The 20,838-nt window shown below is 72.4% G+C and carries 20 protein-coding genes; 8 read left to right on the top strand and 12 right to left on the bottom strand.

Translation table 11 applies throughout. From position 1 onward, the window contains the following. Window positions 1–140 precede the first annotated feature (140 nt). Complete coding sequence (locus tag ABH928_RS16215) at window positions 141–770, bottom strand: LysE family translocator (RefSeq protein WP_370066791.1); 630 nt, start codon at window positions 768–770, stop codon at window positions 141–143. Between the two features lie 162 nt (window positions 771–932). On the opposite strand from ABH928_RS16215, the gene ABH928_RS16210 reads away from it, so the two are divergent. Further along, window positions 933–1,385: an Lrp/AsnC family transcriptional regulator gene (locus ABH928_RS16210; protein ID WP_370066789.1), complete on the top strand. Its 453-nt coding sequence runs from the start codon at window positions 933–935 to the stop codon at window positions 1,383–1,385. A 15-nt stretch (window positions 1,386–1,400) separates the two neighbouring features. Here the strand turns inward: ABH928_RS16210 and ABH928_RS16205 are convergent, their stop codons facing one another. Beyond that, window positions 1,401–2,369: an Lrp/AsnC family transcriptional regulator gene (locus ABH928_RS16205; RefSeq protein ID WP_370066787.1), complete on the bottom strand. Its 969-nt coding sequence runs from the start codon at window positions 2,367–2,369 to the stop codon at window positions 1,401–1,403. Window positions 2,370–2,529: 160 nt separating this feature from the next. Between ABH928_RS16205 and ABH928_RS16200 the strand changes: the two genes are divergently transcribed. From ABH928_RS16200 to ABH928_RS16185, 4 genes are all read left to right on the top strand, one after another. Beyond that, on the top strand, window positions 2,530–3,996 hold the full coding sequence (locus tag ABH928_RS16200; protein ID WP_370066785.1) for a carboxylesterase/lipase family protein: 1,467 nt from the start codon (window positions 2,530–2,532) through the stop codon (window positions 3,994–3,996). Between the two features lie 101 nt (window positions 3,997–4,097). Further along, window positions 4,098–4,403 (top strand): GNAT family N-acetyltransferase, encoded by a 306-nt coding sequence (locus ABH928_RS16195; RefSeq protein WP_370066783.1) that lies wholly within the window; start codon window positions 4,098–4,100, stop codon window positions 4,401–4,403. After that, window positions 4,400–4,867 (top strand): OsmC family protein, encoded by a 468-nt coding sequence (locus tag ABH928_RS16190; protein ID WP_370066781.1) that lies wholly within the window; start codon window positions 4,400–4,402, stop codon window positions 4,865–4,867. Before ABH928_RS16195 ends, ABH928_RS16190 begins: the two co-directional genes overlap by 4 nt. After that, entirely contained in the window at window positions 4,864–5,847 is a 984-nt protein-coding gene (locus ABH928_RS16185) for a pirin family protein (protein WP_370066779.1), read from the top strand. Before ABH928_RS16190 ends, ABH928_RS16185 begins: the two co-directional genes overlap by 4 nt. Before the next feature lie 129 nt (window positions 5,848–5,976). On the opposite strand, the gene ABH928_RS16180 is transcribed toward ABH928_RS16185, so the two are convergent. Next, window positions 5,977–6,762 carry a hypothetical protein gene (locus ABH928_RS16180; protein ID WP_370066777.1) on the bottom strand — a complete coding sequence of 262 codons (786 nt, stop codon included), beginning with the start codon at window positions 6,760–6,762 and terminating at the stop codon, window positions 5,977–5,979. 328 nt (window positions 6,763–7,090) lie between these two features. Here ABH928_RS16180 and ABH928_RS16175 point away from each other — a divergent pair, with 328 nt between their 5' ends. After that, window positions 7,091–8,365 (top strand): cytochrome P450, encoded by a 1,275-nt coding sequence (locus tag ABH928_RS16175; RefSeq protein WP_370066775.1) that lies wholly within the window; start codon window positions 7,091–7,093, stop codon window positions 8,363–8,365. Window positions 8,366–8,432: 67 nt separating this feature from the next. On the opposite strand, the gene ABH928_RS16170 is transcribed toward ABH928_RS16175, so the two are convergent. Beyond that, window positions 8,433–9,128 carry a DUF6882 domain-containing protein gene (locus tag ABH928_RS16170; RefSeq protein ID WP_370066773.1) on the bottom strand — a complete coding sequence of 232 codons (696 nt, stop codon included), beginning with the start codon at window positions 9,126–9,128 and terminating at the stop codon, window positions 8,433–8,435. A 201-nt stretch (window positions 9,129–9,329) separates the two neighbouring features. On the opposite strand from ABH928_RS16170, the gene ABH928_RS16165 reads away from it, so the two are divergent. Then, window positions 9,330–9,818: a GNAT family N-acetyltransferase gene (locus ABH928_RS16165; RefSeq protein ID WP_370066771.1), complete on the top strand. Its 489-nt coding sequence runs from the start codon at window positions 9,330–9,332 to the stop codon at window positions 9,816–9,818. A 36-nt stretch (window positions 9,819–9,854) separates the two neighbouring features. Here ABH928_RS16165 and ABH928_RS16160 read toward each other — a convergent pair whose 3' ends face one another. The 8 genes from ABH928_RS16160 to ABH928_RS16125 form a co-directional block, all read right to left on the bottom strand. Continuing rightward, a complete protein-coding gene (locus ABH928_RS16160) occupies window positions 9,855–10,187 on the bottom strand; it encodes a hypothetical protein (protein ID WP_370066769.1) in 333 nt (110 codons plus the stop codon). A gap of 35 nt (window positions 10,188–10,222) precedes the next feature. Continuing rightward, on the bottom strand, window positions 10,223–11,608 hold the full coding sequence (locus ABH928_RS16155) for an NAD(P)/FAD-dependent oxidoreductase (RefSeq protein ID WP_370066767.1): 1,386 nt from the start codon (window positions 11,606–11,608) through the stop codon (window positions 10,223–10,225). Continuing rightward, entirely contained in the window at window positions 11,605–13,221 is a 1,617-nt protein-coding gene (locus ABH928_RS16150) for a class I adenylate-forming enzyme family protein (RefSeq protein ID WP_370066765.1), read from the bottom strand. Before ABH928_RS16150 ends, ABH928_RS16155 begins: the two co-directional genes overlap by 4 nt. Beyond that, window positions 13,218–14,276, bottom strand: a complete 1,059-nt coding sequence (locus ABH928_RS16145) for a UbiA family prenyltransferase (protein ID WP_370066763.1) — start codon at window positions 14,274–14,276, stop codon at window positions 13,218–13,220. The genes ABH928_RS16150 and ABH928_RS16145 overlap by 4 nt, the downstream gene beginning before the upstream one ends. 83 nt (window positions 14,277–14,359) lie before the next feature. Then, entirely contained in the window at window positions 14,360–16,093 is a 1,734-nt protein-coding gene (locus ABH928_RS16140) for a class I adenylate-forming enzyme family protein (protein ID WP_370066761.1), read from the bottom strand. Further along, window positions 16,090–17,778, bottom strand: a complete 1,689-nt coding sequence (locus ABH928_RS16135) for a CoA transferase (RefSeq protein WP_370066759.1) — start codon at window positions 17,776–17,778, stop codon at window positions 16,090–16,092. The genes ABH928_RS16140 and ABH928_RS16135 overlap by 4 nt, the downstream gene beginning before the upstream one ends. Continuing rightward, on the bottom strand, window positions 17,775–18,614 hold the full coding sequence (locus tag ABH928_RS16130) for a class I SAM-dependent methyltransferase (protein ID WP_370066757.1): 840 nt from the start codon (window positions 18,612–18,614) through the stop codon (window positions 17,775–17,777). Before ABH928_RS16130 ends, ABH928_RS16135 begins: the two co-directional genes overlap by 4 nt. A 103-nt stretch (window positions 18,615–18,717) precedes the next feature. Continuing rightward, window positions 18,718–19,224: a hypothetical protein gene (locus ABH928_RS16125; protein ID WP_370066755.1), complete on the bottom strand. Its 507-nt coding sequence runs from the start codon at window positions 19,222–19,224 to the stop codon at window positions 18,718–18,720. Between the two features lie 355 nt (window positions 19,225–19,579). Here ABH928_RS16125 and ABH928_RS16120 point away from each other — a divergent pair, with 355 nt between their 5' ends. Continuing rightward, entirely contained in the window at window positions 19,580–20,830 is a 1,251-nt protein-coding gene (locus ABH928_RS16120) for a nucleotide sugar dehydrogenase (RefSeq protein ID WP_370066753.1), read from the top strand. Window positions 20,831–20,838 lie beyond the last annotated feature (8 nt).

Below are 20,838 nucleotides of genomic sequence, written 5' to 3'. Positions count from 1 at the left end.
CAACTGGAAGTCACCGCCGCACACCGGGGCAGCGACTGGCGGAGCCCCGCCGACGCAAGAAAAGATAATCATGTTCAATAAGGCTGTCCAGGTGTTCTTGGAAACGATTATCAGGTTCTTGCCTGCATCCTTACTTCCGGTCAGTGGACCAGGCGCTCCGCCAGCAACAGCCCGCCGAGCACGATCATCGCCACGCCCGAGCAGCGCGACACCAGCGCGGCGGTCGTCGGCCGGGCCCGCAGCACCCGGCGCGCCGTGGTGCCCACGCCCGCGTAGACGACAGCGCAGTTGGCCGTGTGCACCAACCCCAGCACGGCTATCTGCGCCGCGAACGGCCAGCCGACGCCGCGCGCGGCGAACTGCGGCAGCAGGGCGACGAAGAGCAGCATCGCCTTGGGGTTCAGCCCACTGATGCCCGCACCCCGGACCGCCTGCCGCAGCCACGACTCGGCCCCCGGACCTTCGGGCGCGCCCTCCGCCACCCGGGGAGTGGAAGGCTGAAGCACCGTGCCCACGCCGAGCCGGACCAGGTACGCCGCACCGACGAGCGTGATGACGGTCAGCACCACCGACGTGCGTGCCACCAACGCGGCAACTCCGGCCGCGACCACGGCAGTCAGCACCACATAGCCCGCCAGCAGTCCGCCGACGGCGGGCAGCACGGTCCGCTCCCGGAGTCCGGCGGCGATCGCATAGGCCCAGTCCGCACCGGGAACCAGCACCAGCAGGAACGAGACCACCCAGAACGCGGCCAGAGCGCTGATCGCCATTGCTTCCACTCACCCTCTCGGTCGGGCTCGTGACACCTCGACCGCTCTTGCTGGCCTGCTGGCCGCTCTTGCTGACCGCTTAAGGGAAGGCTAGGCGGATATGTCCGAAAGGTGCTTCCAATCTTTTCCCCGATCCCGCCACCGAGTGGAAGAATCTTCTCCATGGATGACGTCGATCGGAATATTCTTGCCGAGCTGCAGCGCGACGGGCGGCTGACGCTCACCGAGCTCGCCGAGCGGGTCCGGCTCAGCGTCTCCCCCTGCCACCGCCGGCTGCGCGCCCTGGAGCGTTCCGGCGCGATCACCGGCTACCACGCCCAGCTCGACGCCGGAGCCCTCGGGCTGAGCTTCGAGGCGCTGGTCTTCGTCACCATGCGCTACGAGGACCGCGAGACCGTCGCCGCCTTCGAACGGGAGGTGGCCGGCATCCCCTACGTCGTCCAGGCGCAACGGCTGTTCGGCGACCCGGACTTCCTGCTGCGCATCGTCACCCACGACCTGGCCGCCTACCGACAGCTCTACGACGAGCGGTTGGCCACCCTGCCCGGGGTCCAGCGCCTCAGCTCCACGCTCGTCATGGCGAACGTCGTCGAGTCCCGCCCGCTCCCGCTGTGAGCGCCTGACGGTGGATCAGCTCTCGGACGGGCGAAGCAAGCCGGTCCGCTTGACCGTGCTGAGGATCGGCGTCACCTCCAATCCCCTGATGTCGCCCAGCGATCCGACCGTCCCGGTCAGGAAGTCGTAGAGCCCGCCGAGGTCGTGGGCCGCCACCGCCACCAGCAGGTTCGCCGACCCGGTCGTCGCCGCGGCGAACCGCACCTGGGGGTGACGGCTCAGCGCCAGGCCGGTCTCCTCCAGGCTGCCGGGGCCAGTGGAGATCCACAGCAGCGCCTCGCTGCCGACGCCGAGCAGCCCCAGGTCGACCTCGCAGGCCAGCCGCACCATGTGTGCGGAGAGCAGCAGGTCCAGCCGACGCCGCACGGTCGACGCCGAGGTCCCCAGCCGGTCGGCCAGCTCGCTGTGACCGGCGCGCGCGTCCGCCGTCAGCTGCTCGACCAACTCCTGGTCCAGCGGCTGGAGTTCGGGGGCGGCGGCGGGCTCGTGCGCGAACGGGGCGAGGGCGTCGAACTGGTCCTGCGGCAGCAGTCCCGCGCTCCACGCAAACCCCGCCGGAAAGACCTTCAGCAGGTCGCAGGCGTCCCAGGACTGCACGGCGGCCGTGGCGGGCAGGTCGCGCAGCAGCAGCGAGGTGCGGGCCTGGGGGCCGTCGAGGAAGAGGACGCTGCTGATCTCGTCGCCGCCGCCAAGGATGTCGACCCACACGGTGTCCTCGCGCCGCGCGAGCGCTGCGGCGAGCGTCCGGATCCGGCTCGGGCGACAGCGGATCCGCAGCGCCATCGGGATCAGTCCCGGAAAGCGGGCCGGGTTGCGCACCGCCGTCGGGCGCAGCGTTCCGTCGTGCAGCAGCGGCGTCGCCCGGCGCACCACCGTGCGCTCGGAGATCCCGAGCACACGGGCGACCGTACGCCACGACGCCCGGGGCGACGCCATCAGCACGGCGGCGATCCGCCGGTCCGTCTCGTCCAGTGCCTGCCTCATGCGTCCCACTGTCCCACTTCCGTCAGAAGTTGATGACTTGTGGCGCACATCGGGAAGTCCGAGGGGCAGTTCTCGCTGGTTTCCGCCGCCCAGCGATAGAACGGAGTCGTCAGGCAGGAGACGACACAGGAAACGGAACAGGAAAGGGAAGGTGGCAGCGATGATCGCGACGGAACGCCCGGTCGTGGGCACCGGTTCGGGGAGCGTCCTGGGGACGAGGGAGGACGGCGTCGCCGCGTTCCGGGGAATCCCGTATGCGGCCTCCCCCGTGGGGGAGCTGCGCTTTGCCGCCCCCGCGCCGCACCCGACCTGGTCCGGGGCGCGGGACGCCTCCCGCCCCGGACCGGCCGTGCCGCAGGGGCCCTCGCGTCTGGAGCTGGTCATGGGGGTGCGCGCCCCCGACTGGGACGAGGACGGCTCGCTCACGCTCAACGTCTGGACCCCGCGTCTGCCCGCCGACGGCGTCGCAAAGCCCGAACTCCCGGTGCTGGTCTGGTTCCACGGCGGCGGGTTCACCAGCGGGTCCGGTGGGTGGGACTGGTACGACGGCCGCAGGCTGGCCGCCGCCGGCGAGATCGTCGTCGTCACCGCCAACTACCGCGTGGGCCCGCTGGGTTACCTGCACCTTCCGGAGCTCGGCAGCGACAACCTCGGGACGCGGGACCAGGCCGCCGTCCTCGCCTGGGTGCGGGAGAACGTCGCCGCCTTCGGCGGGGATCCGGACCGGCTGACCGTCGGCGGCCAGTCCGCCGGAGCGTTCTCGACCCTCTACCTCGGACTCTCGCCGGTCACCGGCCCGCTGATCAGCCGGCTCATCACCCAGAGCGGCCCATTCGGGCTCCCCCCGCAGGCCCCCGAGGTCGCGGAGGACCACGCCCGACGCTTGCTCAAGATCCTGGCGGTGGACGGCAGCCAGGACGTCCTCACTGCCCTGCGAGCCCTTCCGGTCCAGCAACTGCTCGCGGCATACGGACAGTTGGCCCAGGACCTCGCCCGCCCCGGCGACGTCGCGCCGCCGATGTACCCCGTCCTCGGCGGGTTCGGGATGCCGCAGGCGTGGGAGCAGGCCGTGGCCGCCGGACGTCTCGACGGCAAGCAGCTGCTGGCCGGGACCACGCGGGACGAGATGACGGCCTTCTTCTCCTTCGATCCGCGCATACAAGCCGCCTCGACCGAGCAGGCGCGCGCCGTCGCGGCCCGGCAGATCGCCGACGGCGGCGAGCGTTTCGACCGCATGGCCGCGCAGCGTCCCGGCGCGACGGCGGCCGAGGTCGTCACCGCAGTCGTGACCGAGACCGTGTTCCGCGACGGGACCCTGGCCATCGCCGACCATCAGGCCACGACCGGCAACCCCGCGTACGTCTACCAGTTCGACTACGCCCCGGTGCCGGACCCCGCCCACCTGGGCGCGGCGCACTGCGGCGAGCTCCCCTTCTTCTTCGACACCTTGGACGCCTACGCCCGCCCCGGCAGCCCGATGCTCGGCGAGCCCACCGACGCGGTCCGCGCGCTCGGCCGCACCTTCTCGCGAGCTGCTGCGTCCTTCGTCGCCACCGGCCGACCGGACGCGGACGCCTGGTCGCCGTACCGGCCCGCCGCCCCGGAGACGGTGCGGCACTTCGCCTGACGCCCGGCTGGCTAACAGGCTCCGCGAGGTGCACCAGTTGCACTAGTTGATGCATCAACTATAAGCTGATCCACAACGGAGACCCGCCAGGGAGGCCAATCATGGACCAGCGCGTGACGGACAACGCCGAGCAGTCGCGTTTCGAGGTGTTCGAGGGCGACGAGCTCGCCGGATTCGCCCAGTACCACCGCTTTCGCGACGAGATCGCGTTCATCCACACCGAGATCGACCCGCGCTTCGAGGGACACGGCCTGGGCAGCCTGCTCGCCCGCAACGCGCTGGACGCCGTGCGCGAGCAGGGTCTCTCCGCCCTGCCCTACTGCCCCTTCATCCGCGCGTGGATCAAGAAGCACCCTGAGTACGTCGACCTGGTGCCCGCCACGCAGCGTGAGCGGTTCGGCCTGTGAGCGAGACGCCGCCTGCTGACGGCTACGTCCGCGCCGCCGCGGCGGTCGCGACCGGGCTGCCGACCGACTACGGGGTCGACCTTCACGTCGGCCGACACCGGATCGCCGTCGACGAACCGACCTCCCACGGCGGCGGCGACAGCGGCCCGACCCCCGTCGGACTGCTGATCTCCGCAGTCGCCTCCTGCACGGCGATCACGCTGCGGATGTACGCCGAGCGCAAGTCCTGGCCGCTGGAGGACATCCGGGTGCACGTCGCCTACGAGAAGGGCCCGGACGGCGCGAACCGGATCACCCGGCGCATCGACCTGATCGGCCCGCTCGACGACGCGCAGCGCGCCCGGCTGCTGGAGATCGCCGAGCGCACGCCCGTCACCCGGGCCGTCCGCGAGGGCACGCCGATCGTCACAGCGGCCGACCACCACCCCCTGCCCGCAGCTCCAGAAACCAAGGTGCAGCCATGAGCGTGCTTGACACCACCCCCGACCCCTCGGCGGCGGCCTTCCGCGAGCGCGGCGGACGCGAGCACGTCCCCGGAGCCCCGGTCCGGGACCTGCTCAGCGCCCGGGAGTTCACGCTCGGGGACTCCTCCGTCGTCCGCCGACTACTGCCCACCCTCGGCCGACGGATGGTCGGAGCGTGGGCCTTCGTCGACCACTACGGCCCCGACAACATCGCGGACCAGCCCGGCATGCAGGTCCCCCCGCACCCGCACATCGGCCTGCAGACCGTCAGTTGGCTGCACGCGGGCGAGGTGCTGCACCGCGACAGCGCGGGCCACGTCCAGACCATCCGTCCGCGTGAGCTCGGCCTGATGACGTCGGGACGCGGCATCTCGCACTCGGAGCAGAGCCCCGTCCCCCACCCCCGCCTGCTCCACGGCGCACAACTGTGGGTCGCGCTGCCCGACAGCGCCCGGCACGCCGCCCCTGCATTCGAGCACCACGCGCAGCTGCCGCAGGTCGGCGTCCCCGGCCTGGACGCGACGGTGATCCTCGGCGAGCTGGACGGCGCTGCCTCCCCCGGCACCGTCCACTCTCCCCTGATGGGGGCGGATCTGACTCTCCATCAGGGCACCGAGCTGCGGCTCCCCGTCGAGCCGGACTTCGAGTACGCCGTGCTGACCATGTCCGGCACCACCGAGGTCGACGGTGTCCGCCTCGACCCCGGTTCGATGCTGTACCTCGGCACCGGCCGCCGTGACCTGCCGCTGCGCGCTGTGGACGGGGAGTCGCAGTTCCTGCTGCTCGGCGGCGAGCCGTTCGCCGAGAAGCTCGTCATGTGGTGGAACTTCGTCGGCCGCACCCACGACGAGATCGCCACGGCCCGGCAGGACTGGGCGACCGGCGACCGCTTCGGCCACGTCCTCGGCTACGAGGGCGCGTCCACTCCGGCCCCGGCGCTCCCCACCCACCCGCTCCAGCCGCGCGGGCGGGAGCGCTGAGTCGGGCCGAAGGGCCAGTCCGCAGTACGTGAGGACCTGCGGACCAACCCGTCCAACCGATCGATCCCGTGCGGGTCAGACGGACCCGCCGTCGTGGTGCTCAATCGTCGTCGCCGAGGCGAGGGGCTCCTACTTGACGGTCACCCAGGCAGAGGCTGACACCGTCGCACCGCTGGTGGCGTCGCCGCCGTACACGTAGCGCCAGGAGCCGGAGCGGGAGTCGCGGACCGAAGTGCTGAGCGCGCCGGTGCTGCTGGTGCGGACCCAGCGGACGGTGGTCCAGGTGCTGGAGCCGGCCCTGCGGAACTGGAGGGCGACCCAGCGTCCGGCGTATCCGCGCCAGGCGAACTTCTCCCAGTCAGCGCGGTTGAGCTGGCCCTTGACGGCCAGGTAGGCGCCGTTGCGCACGGTGGCGGCCGAGGGCTTGACGGTGAGGGCGTCGGCGCGCGCGAACATGGTGAAAGTGCCGGCCTTCGGCGTGAACGTGGTCCTGCCGTCCTTGCCGTTCACGAGCACCGCGATGTCGAAGACCATTCCCGCCATGGCGTCGGGGATCTGCATCGTCTTGACGTTGTACGTCTCGGTGTCGGTCATGCCGGCGGTCTCGCCGGTCGAGGTGCGGCTGACGACCGGCAGCGCCGGGCTGGAGGCGAGATCGGCGGCGGTGATCGATTCGCCGCCGGCGGCGGCGTTGTCCGGCCACGGCAGGGCCTTGACGGACGCGATCCCGTCCGGGTCGGTGGCGCTGATCCGGATGACCTCGGACGCCTTGCCGGTCAGGCCCAGGACGAGAGTGGTCGCCGAGGCGTGGGTGATCACGGGCGACGGGGTGGTGGCGGACGCGGCGGTCGGGACCGCCAGCGTGCCGAGCGCAAGCGCGCCGACCAGGGTCGGCGCCGCTATGCGAATGCGCATCTGTGCTCCTTACAAAGACCCCGTCTCCATGACGGGGTCTTGAGAGAGCCGTTATACCAGCCGCTCCTGCCGCGTCTTCGCTGGTGGGGGCCGCATCGTCCCGCGAGGTTCCGGCCCGAGCTGAAGGTGGTTCAGACTCAACCGATGGCGGACGGGGCCATGGAGAGCCCGAAGCCGATGACCACCAGGCACAGCGTCGAGGCCCCGGCGAGCCAACCAGAGGCGCGGCGCTATGCCCGGTCGCCACCGATCCGCCCGTGCCACTCCGCCCAACTCGGCTGATTCCAGGCGTTGATCACGAGGCACCGCGCCTGGCTACCCTGTGGCCATGTCATCGCACGCGCCCGCCGAACTCTCCGGCTCTGACGCCACCACGAACGCCAAGGAAACAGCCGAGGAAACGGCCCAGGAAACGGCCGCCCAACTGGCCGCCCAACTGGCCGCCGACCCGTACGTCGCGTACGCCCGCCTGCGGGAGGCCGGACCGGTCCACCGGGTCGCCGGGACCGACGGGCGTCCCGCATGGCTGGTCACCCGCTACGAGGACGTCCGCCGCGGGCTGGCCGACCCCCGGCTCTCGCTGGACAAGCGGCACGCGCTGCCCGGCAACTACCAGGGCCTGTCACTCCCGGCCGCGCTGGACGCCAACCTGCTCAACATGGACGCCCCCGACCACACCCGGATCCGCCGGCTGGTGTCCCAGGCGTTCACCCCACAGCGCATCGAGCAACTGCGGCTACCGATCCGGCGCACCGCCGAATCCCTGCTGGACGCCTTCCCGGCCGAAGGCCCCGTGGACCTGGTCGCCGCCTACGCCGCGCCGCTGCCGATCACGGTGATCTGCGAGCTTCTCGGCGTGCCCACGGAGGAACGCCGCGACTTCCGCGGCTGGACGGACACCCTCGTCGCCCCCGACCCCTCCCGCCCGAACGAGGCCAGGACCGCGATCGCGGGCATGCTCGGCTACCTGACCCGGCTCATCGCGACCAAGCGCGAACACCCGGGCGACGACCTGCTGTCCGCGATGATCGAGGCCAGGGACGAGGACCGTGACGAAGGTCGGCGTCTCAGCGAGGACGAGTTGCTCTCGCTCGCCTTCCTGATCCTCTTCGCCGGGTACGAGAACACCGTCCAGCTCATCGGCAACGCGGTGCTTGCTCTCCTCGCCCACCCGGACGAACTGGCCGCCCTCCGCGCGGAGCCGGAGCGGATGGGGGCGGCGGTCGGGGAACTGATGCGCTTCGACGCTCCCGCGCCGCTCGCCATCCGGCGCTTCCCGGTCGAGGACGTCACCGTCGACGGCGTCACCATCCCGGCCGGGGAGACCGTCCTGCTCTCGCTCGCCTCCGCGAACCGCGACCCGGACCGCTTCCCGGAGCCGGACCGCCTTGCCCTCGACCGCGCGTCATCCGGCCACCTCGCGCTGGGTCACGGCGTCCACTACTGCCTCGGCGCACCCCTGGCCCGCCTGGAGACGGAGATCGCCCTCGACGCTCTCCTGACCCGCTTCCCCCACCTCACGCTCGCCGTCCCGGCGGCCGACCTCCGCCACCGCCCCTCCATCCGCACCCGCGGACTGGTCGCCCTGCCGGTCGCCTACTGACGCGTCCTGACGATCCCTCACCTGACCCCGACCTGACCCCGACCCTGACCCTGCCCCCGCGGCACGGTCAGCTCGTCCGCGCTCCCGCGCTGATGTTCGCGATGCGGCCCAGGGGGTCGAAGGTGACCTGGACCGTGCTGCCGTCCGGCAGGTGGGCGCGGGTGCCGTCGATGGTCTTCTCGGCGCGGATGCCGTGGTGGGCGAAGTAGCCCCGGACGACCTGGCGGGCGGAGCGGCTGAAGAGGGTCTGGCCGGTCATCAGGAAGCGTGGCATGGCGATCGGGTCCAGCGGGGCGAGCTGGATCTGCGGGTCGTCCGGAGTGAAGTAGACCCGGGTGTCCGAGCCGGCCGACTGGCCGATGTAGCCGGGCGCGCTGAGGACGCCCATCGCGACGAAGGCCAGCGCCTCGGCGGCCCAGCGGGGATCGTCGAAGCCGGACAGGTCCACGCCCGCCTCCCGCAGCTCGGGGATGCGATTGCGCTTCCCGAACTCGGCGACCCGCTCGCTCGCCACCACGACCGGCGTGCCGCGGAGGCTGGGATTGGCCCACGCCCACAGCCACGAGCGGCCGGTGACGTCGAAGGTGCCGAGCAGTCCGACGCGGACGGTGCGACCCGCTGCCCGGTACACCTGCTGCTCCAGGTCCGCCGTCCACTCCCCGCCAGCAGGCAACGCGCGCCCGAGCGCGTCGAGTTGCTCGGTCCCCCAGGCGGCGTGGTACTCCGCGTGACGGAGAAAGGCCTCGGAGAATATCGACTTCACGCGGCAATCCCTAACAACTCAAAGTCAGCAATGTGCAACCGTTGGTAGGGATATCAGACAGCCAGGACGATCCCCGCGTTGACCTGCAGGTTTTCACTGTGGCTTCACAAAAACCCCGGAACGGACAGCTCCGCACAAGCTGTCCCGGCCCCAGGCGGAATCCTGGACGGGCCGACGGACAGGTGATCTACGATCGGCGGCATGGAGAAGTCTGTGCGGAGTGTGCGTCTGGAGCCGTTCACCGAGGACGAGTTCGGTCCTTGGGAGGAGCGGCGGGTCGAGACGTACGCGCGGTCGAACGTCAACGCGGGGTTCTGGTCCGCGGCAGAGGGCTTGGCGAAGTCCCGGGAGGCGTTCGACCAGCTGCTACCGAAGGGACTCGCCACGCCCGACAACCACCTGTGGATGGCGCACGACGCGGAGACGGACGAGCAGGTCGGCACGCTGTGGATCGCGATGCGCGCCCTCGGGAAGAGCAATGAGGCCTACATCTGCTTCGTCGGCGTGGACGAGGCGCACCAAGGCAAAGGTTACGGCCGGGCACTCATGCACGCGGCGACGGACGCCGGGCGGCAGCTCGGGGCGACGTCGATGGGTCTGAACGTCTTCGGGGACAACACCAGGGCTCAGAACCTCTACCACAGCCTCGGGTACGTGGTGCAGGCCCAGAGCATGCGGCTGGACCTCTGACCGCTCGCGCCGTCGCGCGAGCGGTCAGAGCGGGCCTTAGGCGGAGAAGCTGCCGACGCCCGAGACGTGGGAGCCATAGCCCGCAGCCAGCGTGCCGACGCCGCCGGCGGAGCCGGGGAGGCTGGCCGGGATCATGCAGAACGGGTCCGCGTAGACGCGGATGGTGCTGTCGGTGAGGTTGTCCACCACGTGGGCCAGCGGCGGCAGCTTCTGGCAGCCGGTCGGGTTCTGGTAGATGTCCAGCGGCTGGAGCTCGGTCGAGAAGACGACCACTTGACCGGTCGCCGCCTGCGCGGGACCGGCGGCGAGGCCGACGACGGCCGTGAAGGCCGCCAGGGCCCCGGCGATGACGGTTGCGGTACGACGCATGAGACTTCCTCCAGTGAGGGTTAAGGGGTGAGCGGTCACCCGCGGATGCGGGCGCACAGGGGGGCCGCTGCGAGCGACCCGGCGACGCGGCGCACGGCCTGTTCGGCGGAGCGGACCGCGCCCTCGCTGTTGGGCCGCAGGAGGGTCCAATCGCCGACGTACTCGATTGGGCCGGCCGGACGCGCGGCGAACGCGCCGCGCAGGCGGAGCGCTGCGGGCGTTGCTTCCGGAAGGCCGTGGCGGAAGCGGTGCACCAACGTGCGGGTGGTGGCCGCGCCGAGGCCGGGCAGGAACCGTTCGGCCTCGGCGGCGACCACCCGCGTGAACTCCTCGTCGGGCGCGTCCAGCAGGTCCGGCCCGGCCCACGGTGAGGCGAACAGGGTGACCATCCCGCGCCCCGCCGGGACGCGGCCCTCGGCCTTGAGATGGTCCAACAGCAGCCCGGCGCAGATGCGGCTCTCCCGCTCCGGGATCGAGAGGGCGTAGCTGGGGGTGCGCGTCGGGCTGGGCAGCGGCCGGTCCAGGAGGCAGACGGCCTTGAGCATCGGCGCGAAGGTGCACGCTTCCAGGAAGGGGCGCTCCTCCGGCGTCGCGTCCACGTCCAGGGCCAGGGTGACCGGTGCCGGGACGGCGAGCACGAGCTGACGGGCCGTCAGTACGCGGCCGTCGACGAGGTGAAGGCGGGCGCGGTCCGACCCGGTCCGCTCGACCACCAGCGCGGGGCTGCCGAGTTGCACGGGCACCTGCCGTGCCAGAGCACGGGCGAGCGTGTCCATCCCGGTGCGGTACGTGGACCACCGCGCTCCCGCGCCGCCGACCGCGAGCAGCAACGCCAACATCGGGGCGACTGCGGAGCGTTCGGGACGCCAGCCGAAGCAGTGGCTGGAGAACGGCTGCAGCAGGCAGTCGAGCAGCTCGGGGTGGTAGGCGCCGGCGTACTCGGCGACGGTGGCCGCGCCGAGGGGCGAGACCTCGGGGCGGTCGGCGTCGAACTCCGCGCGGTTGCCGAGCAGGTGGGCGGTGGAGCGGAGCCAGGCGAGTCGGCCGCGCCAGGACATGCCCGCACCGGTCAGCAGGCCGAGCGGGTGGCCCAGCCGCGCATGGGCGCGCCCGTCGCGCCACAGCGCGAATCCTGCCCGGATCGGCACCAGGTCCTCGCGTGGAACGGCGAGTTCGCGGATGAGCCGCCACGTGGCCTCGTAGCCACGGTCGGCGATGGTCTCGGCGCCCTCGTCGATCAGGTATCCGTCGACGCGGGAACTGGCCATCCGCCCGCCGACGCGCGGCGCGGCCTCGAAGACCTGGACGGAGCGTCCCGCCTGCTGCAGCCGGTAGGCGGCGGTGAGTCCGCCGATGCCCGCGCCAACGACGGCGACGTCAAGGTCGAGACCCGAGGCGCCACCCGACTCCAGGCCGTTCATGTCCACCGTCCCGTGCCGTGGCCGACGCTTCCGGCCAGGTAGCGGTCGCGCAGCTCGTGGCGGCGGACCTTGCCGGTCCCGGTGCGCGGGACGTCGTCCCGGTCCAGCACGAGCGGCTCGGCCAGGGCCGGCAGGTCGCGCACGGCCTCCTTCCAACGCCCGGGCTCGATGGGCCCGTTGACGATGAGCACCGGTTGCGGTGTGCGGTCCACGCCGCCGAGGACGACGGCCTCCTCGACCTCGGGCAGACGGTCCTGGAGCACGTCCTCCAGCTCGACGCAGCTGACGCCGGGGATCATGTCGACCTCGCGGTCGAGCAGCAGCACCGCGCCGGAGCGCGTGCGGACGGCCAGGTCACCGGTGTTGAACCAGGGACCGCGCACCTTCTGCTGCCAGCGGTCCTGCTCGCCGAGATAGCCGAGGCAGCAGGCCTTCGTCCGGGTGAGGACCAGACCCACCTCGCCGCGCGCGACGGGCCGGAAGGTGTGCGGGTCGACCACCCGCAGGCCCACCCAACCCGGCAGCGGACGGCCGAGGTTGCGGGTGGTGGGGTGCCGCTGGGCACGCCGGGCGAGGGCGCGGCGGGTGAGGAACCGGAAGGTCAGCGGCCCGGTCTCGGTCTGGCCCCACCCCTGCATCCACAGCGGGACGCGGCGCCGGCTGGCGTGGAGGAAGGCGCGAACGGTCGGCGGGTGGACCGCGTCGAAGGTGGAGATGTAGAGCCGCACGTCGCGGAACGGGCTGCGCTGCGCGGCGGCCAGTCGGTGCCAGCGCACGTAGGTGGACGGCAGCGCCTCCACGATGGTGGGCGGGTGCGCGTCCAGCAGCCGACCGGCGGTGTCGGGGTCGGAGTCGGAGTCGGCGACGATGACGACCTCGCGTGGCTGGTGCCAGAACGTGCTCACCGTCCACGACAGCGCGCGGCCGTGGGCGAAGGACGTGGCGCTGGCGAAGACGTCCGCGCGGCCCGCGGTGAGGACGGGCCAGGGCATCGCCTCGAAGCCGGTCAGCCGACGGATCAGGGTCGTGGTGGAGTGGACGACCAGCTTGGGCGCGCCGGTGGTGCCGGAGGTGTGCAACACGGCCAGCGGCAGATCGTCCGCGCGGCGGTGGACCCGGGCGGGCGGCTCGTCGGGCAGGTCGTGCAGCGCGGTGACACCGGATCGGCGGCCGTCGCCGGGCGCGCCCCGGTCCAGCGTCACCGTCTGCCCGGCGTGCCGGGTCAGCTCCATCCCGGCGGCGGTCCCGGCGCGCAGCAGGCGCGTCTCGGTGACCAGGACGGCGGGCTGCAGCCGGTCGAGCAGGCTGTCCAGCACCTGCGGGTCGAGGTGGTCGGAGAGCAGCGCCGGGACCGCGCCGATCCGGGCGGCGGCGCAGGCGATCAGCGCGTAGTCCCAGTGGTTGCGCTTGACGACGGCGACATGGTCGCCGGGACGGGCTCCGGCGGCGGCCAGCCGTGCCGCGGTGGCACGGACCAGCCCGGCCACCTGCGGCACGGTCCACCGGGTGCCCGCCTCGGGGGCGAGGTCGAGCGGGCGGCTGAGATGGACGATGGTCGGCGAGCGCCGCCGGGCGAGCGCGTCGAAGACGACGCCGGGGTGGAGGGGCTTCACCGCTGCGTCACCGCCAGCAGCAGGTCGGCGGAGATCATCAGCGCGGTGGCGATCCGGTGCAGCCGGATGCCGAGCGTCCGCGCGCCGAACACGTTGCCGCGCAGGTTCCCCTTGACCCACTGCAGTGCGCGCAGCGCGATGACCGGCGACATCAGCAGCGGGAACCACCACGGGCCGATCCCGACGGACGAGGGGACGATGATCAGCAGGGCTTCGAACGCGGAGACCGCGCCGATGAACGCGGCGTTCCCGCGCACGGACGCGACGCAGGCGACCGTGAGACGGCCGACGGCGCGGTCCCCGTCGCGGTCGTTGATGTTGGAGTAGACGCCGAACAGTGCCGGACCGAGGCCGAAGACCAGGGCCTGGACGACGACGAACCCGGGGGCCTGCCCGGTCAGCAGGCCGAAGAGCGGCAGCACGTAACCCCAGCCGAGGGCGGCCAGGAAGAGCTCCTGGAAGCCCCGGTAGCTGAGCTTGAGCCACCACGAGTACTGGAACCCGAAGACCAAACAGGCCCCGGTCCCGAGCACCGCCCACAGCGGCCGGGCGGGCGCCAGCGCCACGCTCGCGCCCCAGAACCCGGCGCAGAGCGCGGTTGCGGCCGAGCCGAAGCGCAGTGCTTGACGCTCCGTCAGTGTCCCGGCGATCAGCGGCTTGCGGGCGAGGCGTCGCGCGGCGGCGTCGGGGCCGTAGTTGGCGGCGTCGCTGCCGTCCCGGTAGCCGGTGACGTCGTCGAAGGCCACCATCCCGGCGACCATGGTGAGTTCACCGAGGAAGAAGAGCAGCAGCACGAGGGCGGACCGGCCCACGTAGGCCAGGTCGGATGCCGCGCCGAAGGGGACCAGCATCGCCGCGACCAGCGGAATGCTCAGGTAGTAGTCGAGGATGTCGAGCTTGGCCAGCTTGGCGTAGGCGCGCCGGCTGCCGGGCGTGATCACCGGACCGTCGGCCGACCTTCCGGCCGGACGGACGGGAAGGGTCACGACCGTTGCCTGGCTGGGGGCTTGGGCTCCTGGCTGGGCCGCGGTGTCGAGTGCGGACGCGGGTTCCATCGGGCGGGTGCTCCTCCTGCATTGTGGTGCTGCTTTGCTGCGGTGCTGCGGTCGTGCGGTCGTGCGGTCGTGCGGTCTCCCGCTCAGGTGGTTGCCGGCGCCTCCCCCGGCTCCCCCGTGTGGGACGCGGCGGCTGCGGCGGTCAGGGCAGTGGCGGTCAGGGTGCGGCGGCAGACCTTGCCGGTGGCCGCGAGCGGCAACCGGTCCAGATGCAGGACGAGTTCGGGCAGCTTGCGGCGGGCCAGACCGCGTTCACCGCCCAGGTAGGCACCGAGGCTCGCGACGTCCAGCGGGGGCGTGCCGGGCCGCTGGACCAGGCAGGCGCAGAGACGCTCACCGAGGTCCGGGTCCGGGACGGCCACGCAGGCGGCCTCGGCGACGTCCGGGTGGGCGTGCACCTGCTCCTCGACCTCGGCCGGGCTGATGGTCCAACCGCCGCGGATGACCACCTGCTTGAGCCGGTCCAGCACGCGCAGCGTGCCGCCCGGCTCGATCACGCCCAGGTCGCCTGTGCGGACCCAGCCGTCGGTGGTCCGATAGCGGTGGTCCAGCTCGGGCGCGCCGACGTAGCAGAGCGGGCTCATCGGTCCGCGCGCCTGGATCTCGCCACTCCGGCCGGGCGGCAGCGGCCGGTCGTCCGGGCCGCAGACGCGCAGGTCGGTGACGCGCGGGTCGGGCGTCCCGACCCGGCTCACGTCCTGGTGCGGATCCGTCCACGTCGTACGGCAGTTGACGCCGTCGCTGGAGCCGTAGACGTTGATGACCGGGCAGCCGAACCGGTTCAGCGCGGCGGCCAGCACGGCTGAGGTCAGCTGCGCGCCGCTGGAGACGACCGCCCGCAGGGAGCTCAGGTCCTCGCCGGGCACCGGCGGGTGGTCGGCGATCCGGCGCAACATCGTCGGCACTCCGACGAGGTGCGTCGGCCGCCATGCGGTGACGGCGCGCAGGACCGCGTCGGGGTCGAACCGCTCCAGCAGGTGGAGCGTCGCCCCGCAGCGGGCCAGTGCCACGAGCCCGAGCGAGCCGTAGGAGGACGCGAGCGGGGCCAGGACGAGCGCGGCGGGGGCGTGCTCTGCTTCGGCGTCGGGTTCGAGGCCGAGGACGGCGGCGACGTAGGTGCCGCGTCCGCCCAGCAGCGCGTTGTGGCTGTAGGCGGTCATCTTCGGCGCAGCCTCCGAGCCTGAGGAGACCAGGATCCGGGCCGGGTCCTCGGGGTCGACGCGCGCAGGGCGGAACGCGTCGGGATCGCCGCGCAGGAGGCCATCGACCGTGACGACGTGCTCCAGGTGGGCGAGGGGCCCGTGCCCTCGTTCGAGGCCGGTGTCGGCGTTGGTGTCGGTGCCTGCCTCGGTGTCGGTGTCGGCGTCGGCGTCGGTGACCAGGAACCGGGCCCGGGACAGCTCCAGCAGCGCATGGCTCTCGCGACTGCCCTGACCTGCGGGCCACGGCAGGGCGACCGCGCCGACGGCGGCGACGGCGAGGTCCACGGCCAGGGCGCGCCAGCCGCTCGGAAGCCGGATGCCGACGATGTCGCCGGGGCCTGCACCCAGACCGCCGAGAGCTGCGGCCATGCTCCGTACGTGCGAGTTGAGTTGACGATACGTCAGACATGTGTCGGGCGTGCGGACGGCAAGGCGTTCGCCGTGGACGCGCACGCGCTCGGCGAAGGCCTGATAGAGGTCGGTGTCCGGGCAGTCGCCGCGCTGCACCCACTGCAGGCGCAGCCGCGCGGGGACGGTGTCGCGCAGGACCAGACCGTTGCCTGAGCGCCAGGTCCGCGTGGGCGAGGTCATCGGCATGGTCGTAGGCGTGGTCATCGGTGGAACTCCCAGGGGCTGCGGACCTGGGTGCAGGAACCGTCCCGGTCGAGGGCGGCGGCGAAGCGCGGGTTCGCCCCAAGGTCCGTCAGATCGGTGCAGACGGCTGCAGCGGGCTGGACGGCTGCCGATCGCAGCTCGGGCAGGCACAGCATCCGGGCGGCCGAGAGCAGCGAGGAGGTGATGGCCTGCCCGCGCCCGGTTAGCCCAGTCGCGAGCAGCCCCGCGACCACGCCCTCCGCGCAGACGACTCCGCCGAGCACGTCGGTGAGCGTGAACAGGGACGCCGTCGGCGGGAGACCGGGCGGCGTGACCAGCGCGGCCAGTCCGGACCAGGCCTGGACCGGAAAGTCCGTTCCCACGGGCGGCTGTTGACCGCGCGCCTCACCCCAGCCGGAGGCGGCGGCGTGGACCAGTCCCGGCTTCACCTCCGCCAGCGCGTCCGCGTCGAGGCCGAGCCGCAGGTCCTTGCCGGGAGCGAGGCTGTGCAGGAACACGTCGGCCCCGGTGGCGAGTTCGCGTACCGCCGCGCGTCCGGAGGCGCTTGCGAGATCCGCCTCCAGGTTCTCCTTGCCATGGTTCAGTGCCACGAAGCGCGCCGAGCAGTCGCCTGCCATCGGCGGCATCCCACGCATCGGGTCGCCGCCGGGCGGCTCGACGCGGACCACGCGTGCACCGAGCAGCTGCAACAGGTGACCGGCCAGCGGGCCTTGGACACGGCGACAGACCTCCACCACAGTCACCCCGGCCAGCGGTGCGCGGCCGACGGTCCACGCGCCTCCCGTCACCGGGCTGGCCACCGAACGTCCCGGCACCAGTCGCCAGGGCGATCCGTCGGGTTCCAGTTCCCCGCACCCGGTGGCTACCGGCGTCAGGTCCACTCCTGATTCGCGGGCCAGCCGTTCGAGGTCAGCGAACGTCAACCGTTTCGTCGCCTCCAGCAGACCGGCCGGGAGCAGGCAGACGGCGGTGCCGTAACGCTGCTGGAACGGCAGCCAACCGCGGCCGGCATCGGATCGGTCCGCACCCGCCGCCGCCCAGAACCCGCGCCACGTCTCGGGATCGAGCGTCTCCAGCTCGAACCGGACGCCGTCGGCAGCCTCGAACGGCGGACCGCCCGGGCCGGAGTGGGCGGGCCAGTCGTCGCCGTCGGTGGCCGTGGCGGCGGCCAGGTACTGGCCGACGGAGAGCAGCCCCGCCTGCGCCACCGACGTGCTGACGCAGGGCTCGTCGCCTCCGTGGCTACCGTCGCTTCCGTCGCGCCCCTGCCCGGTGGACCGGGCTTGGGCGACGAGCGCCGCCAGCGTCCCGGTCGCGGCGAGCGTGCCCGCGAGCGCGCTCGCATAGTCGATGCCGAGCGGGGTCGGGCGACCGTAGCGGCGGCCGTGGACGTGCATCAGCCCGCAGGCGGCCTGGACGTCGGCCTCGCTGCCGAGGGCAAGGTGGACCGGCCCGGCCCAGCTGAGCGTGCAGCGCGCCCTGAACGACCCGGCCTGCGCGGTGAACGCCCGGCTCCCGCCCGGCAGTTCCGGCCTGACGCGCCATCCGAGCGCCCGCAGCTGCGCGACGGCGAGCCGCGCGGCGACGCCCGGAGCGGCGTCCGGAGCGACGTCCGGAGCGACGTCCGGAGCGACGTCCGAAGCGGCGGTCCCGGCGCGAACCTGGGCCACTGCGGAGGTCGTCATGCCGGGCGCCTCGCCTGCACGCAGTACAGGACGCAGGAGGCGGCACGGAAGCCCGGATGCCCCATCGCCTCACGGGCCGCGAGCAGTTGATCCTCCGTCAACCCCTGCTCCAGCAACGCCTCGCGCAGGTGGAACGTGTGGTGCAGCTGGAGTTGCAGTCCAGGCGAGTCCGCCGTCCACGGCAGCAGATGCGGCACCGGTTCGACGTCCGTGAAACCCGCCGCCCGCAGGTCCTCCGCGCAGGTCCGTCCCCACGACGGGTCAGCTCCGGCGGCGCGCAGGGCGCGGCCCTTGGCGACCTGGAACGCCTCGTAGCCCTCGCGGGTGCGCCGGTCGGGGGCGAGCAGCACCGGCGCATAGTCGATGTCGAACTCCTCCAACTGCAGCCAACCGCCCGGCCGCAGGGCGCGCAGCAATCGACCCAGGACGGCCTGCCGTTGCGGCAGGTGGGTCAGCACCAGCCGGGAGTGGACCAGGTCGAAGGCCGCCTCGGGGAGCGGGTCCTGGACGACGTCGTGCCGGCGCACCGTCAGACCCGGACGGGCGGGGATGTGCTCGGGCTTGACGTCGGTGGCCAGCACGCTGCCGCCGGGCGCGGTGCGTTCGGCCAGCCACAGCGCGACGCTGCCGCCGCCCGCGCCCACCTCCAGGCAGTCCCAGCCCGGTCCGACGCCGCTCTCCGTCAGGCGCGCGGTGGTGATTCCGTCGTGCGCGGCGCCCAGACAGCGGTGCTGCTCGTCGGCGTGGGGGCTGTCGTTGTCGAAGGCGTAGGCGCCTTCTGGTACTTCGCCGGTGGCGGCCGTGGGCGTGGGCGTGTCAGGGCTGGCGACGGGCATGACTTCTCCGGGAACGACGGAGCGAACAACGGACGGTGACACGGCGGTGGGCCGCCGCCGCGGACGGCGGCCCACCTGGGTGGTGCGGACGCGTCAGGACGCGTCAGGAGGCGTCCCACGTGATGTCGTAGACCGCGAGGGAGCGGTTGTTGAAGTGGGCGGTGCCGGTGAGGCCCTTGTAGGCGCCGGTGCCACCCTCGATGACGCCGTCGAAGGCCTTCGGGTAGGTGGCGGTGACCGGGTTCTGGATCGGGAAGACCACCGAGAGGGCGACCTGGTCACCGGTGTTGAAGACGATGTCCGCGTGGCAGAAGGCGGTCACCGAGCTCGGGGTGATGGAGTCCTTGTCGCACAGGTCGTAGGCCTTGCCGACCGCGGCCCCGGTGGAGTCCTTGACCGCGGCGCCGCCGCCGAAGCCCGCGCCCACCGCGCTGGCGGCACCGGCCTCGTCGTTGTTGCCGCTGAAGTCCAGAGTCAGCGCGGGCGGCGCGACGGCACGCAGGTGAGCGGCACTGGCGCTCCCGGTCGAACCGGCGACCAGGGCGACAGCAGCGGCACCCGCCGCGGCGGCGACGAGCGCGGCACGCTTCACCGTGACAAAACGGGACATGAATACTCCTCGAACGGCCCGGGCCGTTTGCCCGGGTTCGCAGCACAGTGCACCACATGCTCCGTGCACGGAGCGACCCTTGCTGGGTCGACGTGTCGTCCACGAACCTGTCTCAAGTCGGCCTTGAAACCGGGGATTTGACGGCCCGCGCAAAGCCTTGGACACGAAGGGACCAAGGCTTTGGGGCCTCCAAGATCATCATCCGGCAGGGTGAAGAATTCACCCGCCTGGTGGTCGGTTCGGCAGCTCGCCGTGTATGGCGGGGCGGCCAGTTGGCAGGATCGCTGCGAGCGGACCCGAGTAAATTCCCGGGCTCGCCCTTTCGCTGTGCCCACTGTTCCAGGGGAGTTCGGTCATGTCATTTGATCTGCTGATCGTGGGCCTCGGTTATGTGGGGCTTCCGCTCGCTCGCGCCGCAAGCGACGCGGGGCTTTCCGTGGCCGGATACGACATCGCGCCAACCACCGTCGCGGCACTGCGCGCGGGCCGCTCCCCGGTCCGCGACGTCACCGACGCGGACGTGGCCCGGATGCTCGACGCCGGCTTCACCCCCGCTGACGATCCGGAGCTGCTGACGCAGGCACAGGCCGTGGCGCTCTGCGTCCCCACCGGCCTGTCGCCCGAAGGGCAACCGGACCTAGGCCCGCTCACCGCCGCCTGCCGCACGGTCGCCGAGCGGCTGCGGTCCGGGATGCTGGTCGTGCTCGAGTCGACCTCGTTCCCCGGCACCACCGAGGAGTTGGCGCGCCCGCTACTGGAGGCCTCCGGCCTGGTCGCGGGCGTCGACTTCCATCTCGGCTACTCCCCCGAGCGGGTCGACCCCGCCAACCGGCAGTTCGGCATCGGCAACACACCCAAGGTGGTCTCCGGCGTGACGCCGGTCTGCGCCAAGCAGTGCGCGGCGCTGTACGAGCGCTTCGTCGACACCGTGGTCGTGGCCCGCGGCACCCGCGAGGCGGAGCTGGCCAAGCTGCTGGAGAACACCTACCGCAGCGTCAACATCGCCCTGGTCAACGAGTTCGCCCGCTACTGCCACGCGGTCGGGGCGGACGTGTGGGACGTGGTGGCGTGCGCGGGGACGAAACCTTTCGGCTTCCAGTCCTTCCGCCCCGGCCCAGGGGTCGGCGGGCACTGCATCCCGGTCGACCCGGTCTACCTGCTGCACGGCGCGCCCGCCGACTCCTTCGCCGTCGTCCGGGCGGCCCTGCGCGCGAACCACGTCATGCCCGGTCATGTCGTGGCGCGCGCAGTCGAGTTGCTCGAAGCCGAAGGACTGCCTGCGGCGCGCGCCCGGGTCACGCTGCTGGGAGCGGCCTACAAGCCGGACACGGACGACGTGCGCGAGTCACCCACACTGGACGTCGCGCGCGGCCTGCTGGACCTGGGCGTCGAGGTCACCTGGCACGACCCGCACGCCGCGGCCCTGCCGCTCGCCGATCCCCGGCTGCGGCGCCACGCCGACCCCCTCACGGCCGCCACCGAGGCCGACCTGGTCGTGCTGCTCCAAGCCCACAGCGGCTACGACCTGCCGACGCTGGCCAAGGTATCCCGGCTGCTCTTCGACACCACGGGACGACTGAGCGGTGACCGCGTCGTCCGGCTGTGAGTCGGGCC

It is taken from the genome of Streptacidiphilus sp. MAP5-3 (assembly GCF_041262505.1).
In the GTDB taxonomy this organism is placed as follows: domain Bacteria; phylum Actinomycetota; class Actinomycetes; order Streptomycetales; family Streptomycetaceae; genus Streptacidiphilus.
The sequence above is the reverse complement of the archived record's forward strand: the minus strand, read 5'-3'. Positions and strand labels throughout refer to the sequence as shown.

Excerpts from the sequence above, each read along its gene's own strand:
- ABH928_RS16215 (WP_370066791.1), bottom strand. The coding sequence starts at position 770 with ATGGCGATCAGCGCTCTGGCCGCGTTCTGGGTGGTCTCGTTCCTGCTG.
- ABH928_RS16200 (WP_370066785.1), top strand. The coding sequence starts at position 2,530 with ATGATCGCGACGGAACGCCCGGTCGTGGGCACCGGTTCGGGGAGCGTC.
- ABH928_RS16145 (WP_370066763.1), bottom strand. The coding sequence starts at position 14,276 with ATGGAACCCGCGTCCGCACTCGACACCGCGGCCCAGCCAGGAGCCCAA.
- ABH928_RS16175 (WP_370066775.1), top strand. The coding sequence starts at position 7,091 with ATGTCATCGCACGCGCCCGCCGAACTCTCCGGCTCTGACGCCACCACG.
- ABH928_RS16140 (WP_370066761.1), bottom strand. The coding sequence starts at position 16,093 with ATGACCACGCCTACGACCATGCCGATGACCTCGCCCACGCGGACCTGG.
- ABH928_RS16130 (WP_370066757.1), bottom strand. The coding sequence starts at position 18,614 with ATGCCCGTCGCCAGCCCTGACACGCCCACGCCCACGGCCGCCACCGGC.
- ABH928_RS16195 (WP_370066783.1), top strand. The coding sequence starts at position 4,098 with ATGGACCAGCGCGTGACGGACAACGCCGAGCAGTCGCGTTTCGAGGTG.
- ABH928_RS16210 (WP_370066789.1), top strand. The coding sequence starts at position 933 with ATGGATGACGTCGATCGGAATATTCTTGCCGAGCTGCAGCGCGACGGG.
- ABH928_RS16180 (WP_370066777.1), bottom strand. The coding sequence starts at position 6,762 with ATGCGCATTCGCATAGCGGCGCCGACCCTGGTCGGCGCGCTTGCGCTC.
- ABH928_RS16205 (WP_370066787.1), bottom strand. The coding sequence starts at position 2,369 with ATGAGGCAGGCACTGGACGAGACGGACCGGCGGATCGCCGCCGTGCTG.
- ABH928_RS16125 (WP_370066755.1), bottom strand. The coding sequence starts at position 19,224 with ATGTCCCGTTTTGTCACGGTGAAGCGTGCCGCGCTCGTCGCCGCCGCG.
- ABH928_RS16160 (WP_370066769.1), bottom strand. The coding sequence starts at position 10,187 with ATGCGTCGTACCGCAACCGTCATCGCCGGGGCCCTGGCGGCCTTCACG.
- ABH928_RS16120 (WP_370066753.1), top strand. The coding sequence starts at position 19,580 with ATGTCATTTGATCTGCTGATCGTGGGCCTCGGTTATGTGGGGCTTCCG.
- ABH928_RS16185 (WP_370066779.1), top strand. The coding sequence starts at position 4,864 with ATGAGCGTGCTTGACACCACCCCCGACCCCTCGGCGGCGGCCTTCCGC.
- ABH928_RS16155 (WP_370066767.1), bottom strand. The coding sequence starts at position 11,608 with ATGAACGGCCTGGAGTCGGGTGGCGCCTCGGGTCTCGACCTTGACGTC.
- ABH928_RS16165 (WP_370066771.1), top strand. The coding sequence starts at position 9,330 with ATGGAGAAGTCTGTGCGGAGTGTGCGTCTGGAGCCGTTCACCGAGGAC.
- ABH928_RS16135 (WP_370066759.1), bottom strand. The coding sequence starts at position 17,778 with ATGACGACCTCCGCAGTGGCCCAGGTTCGCGCCGGGACCGCCGCTTCG.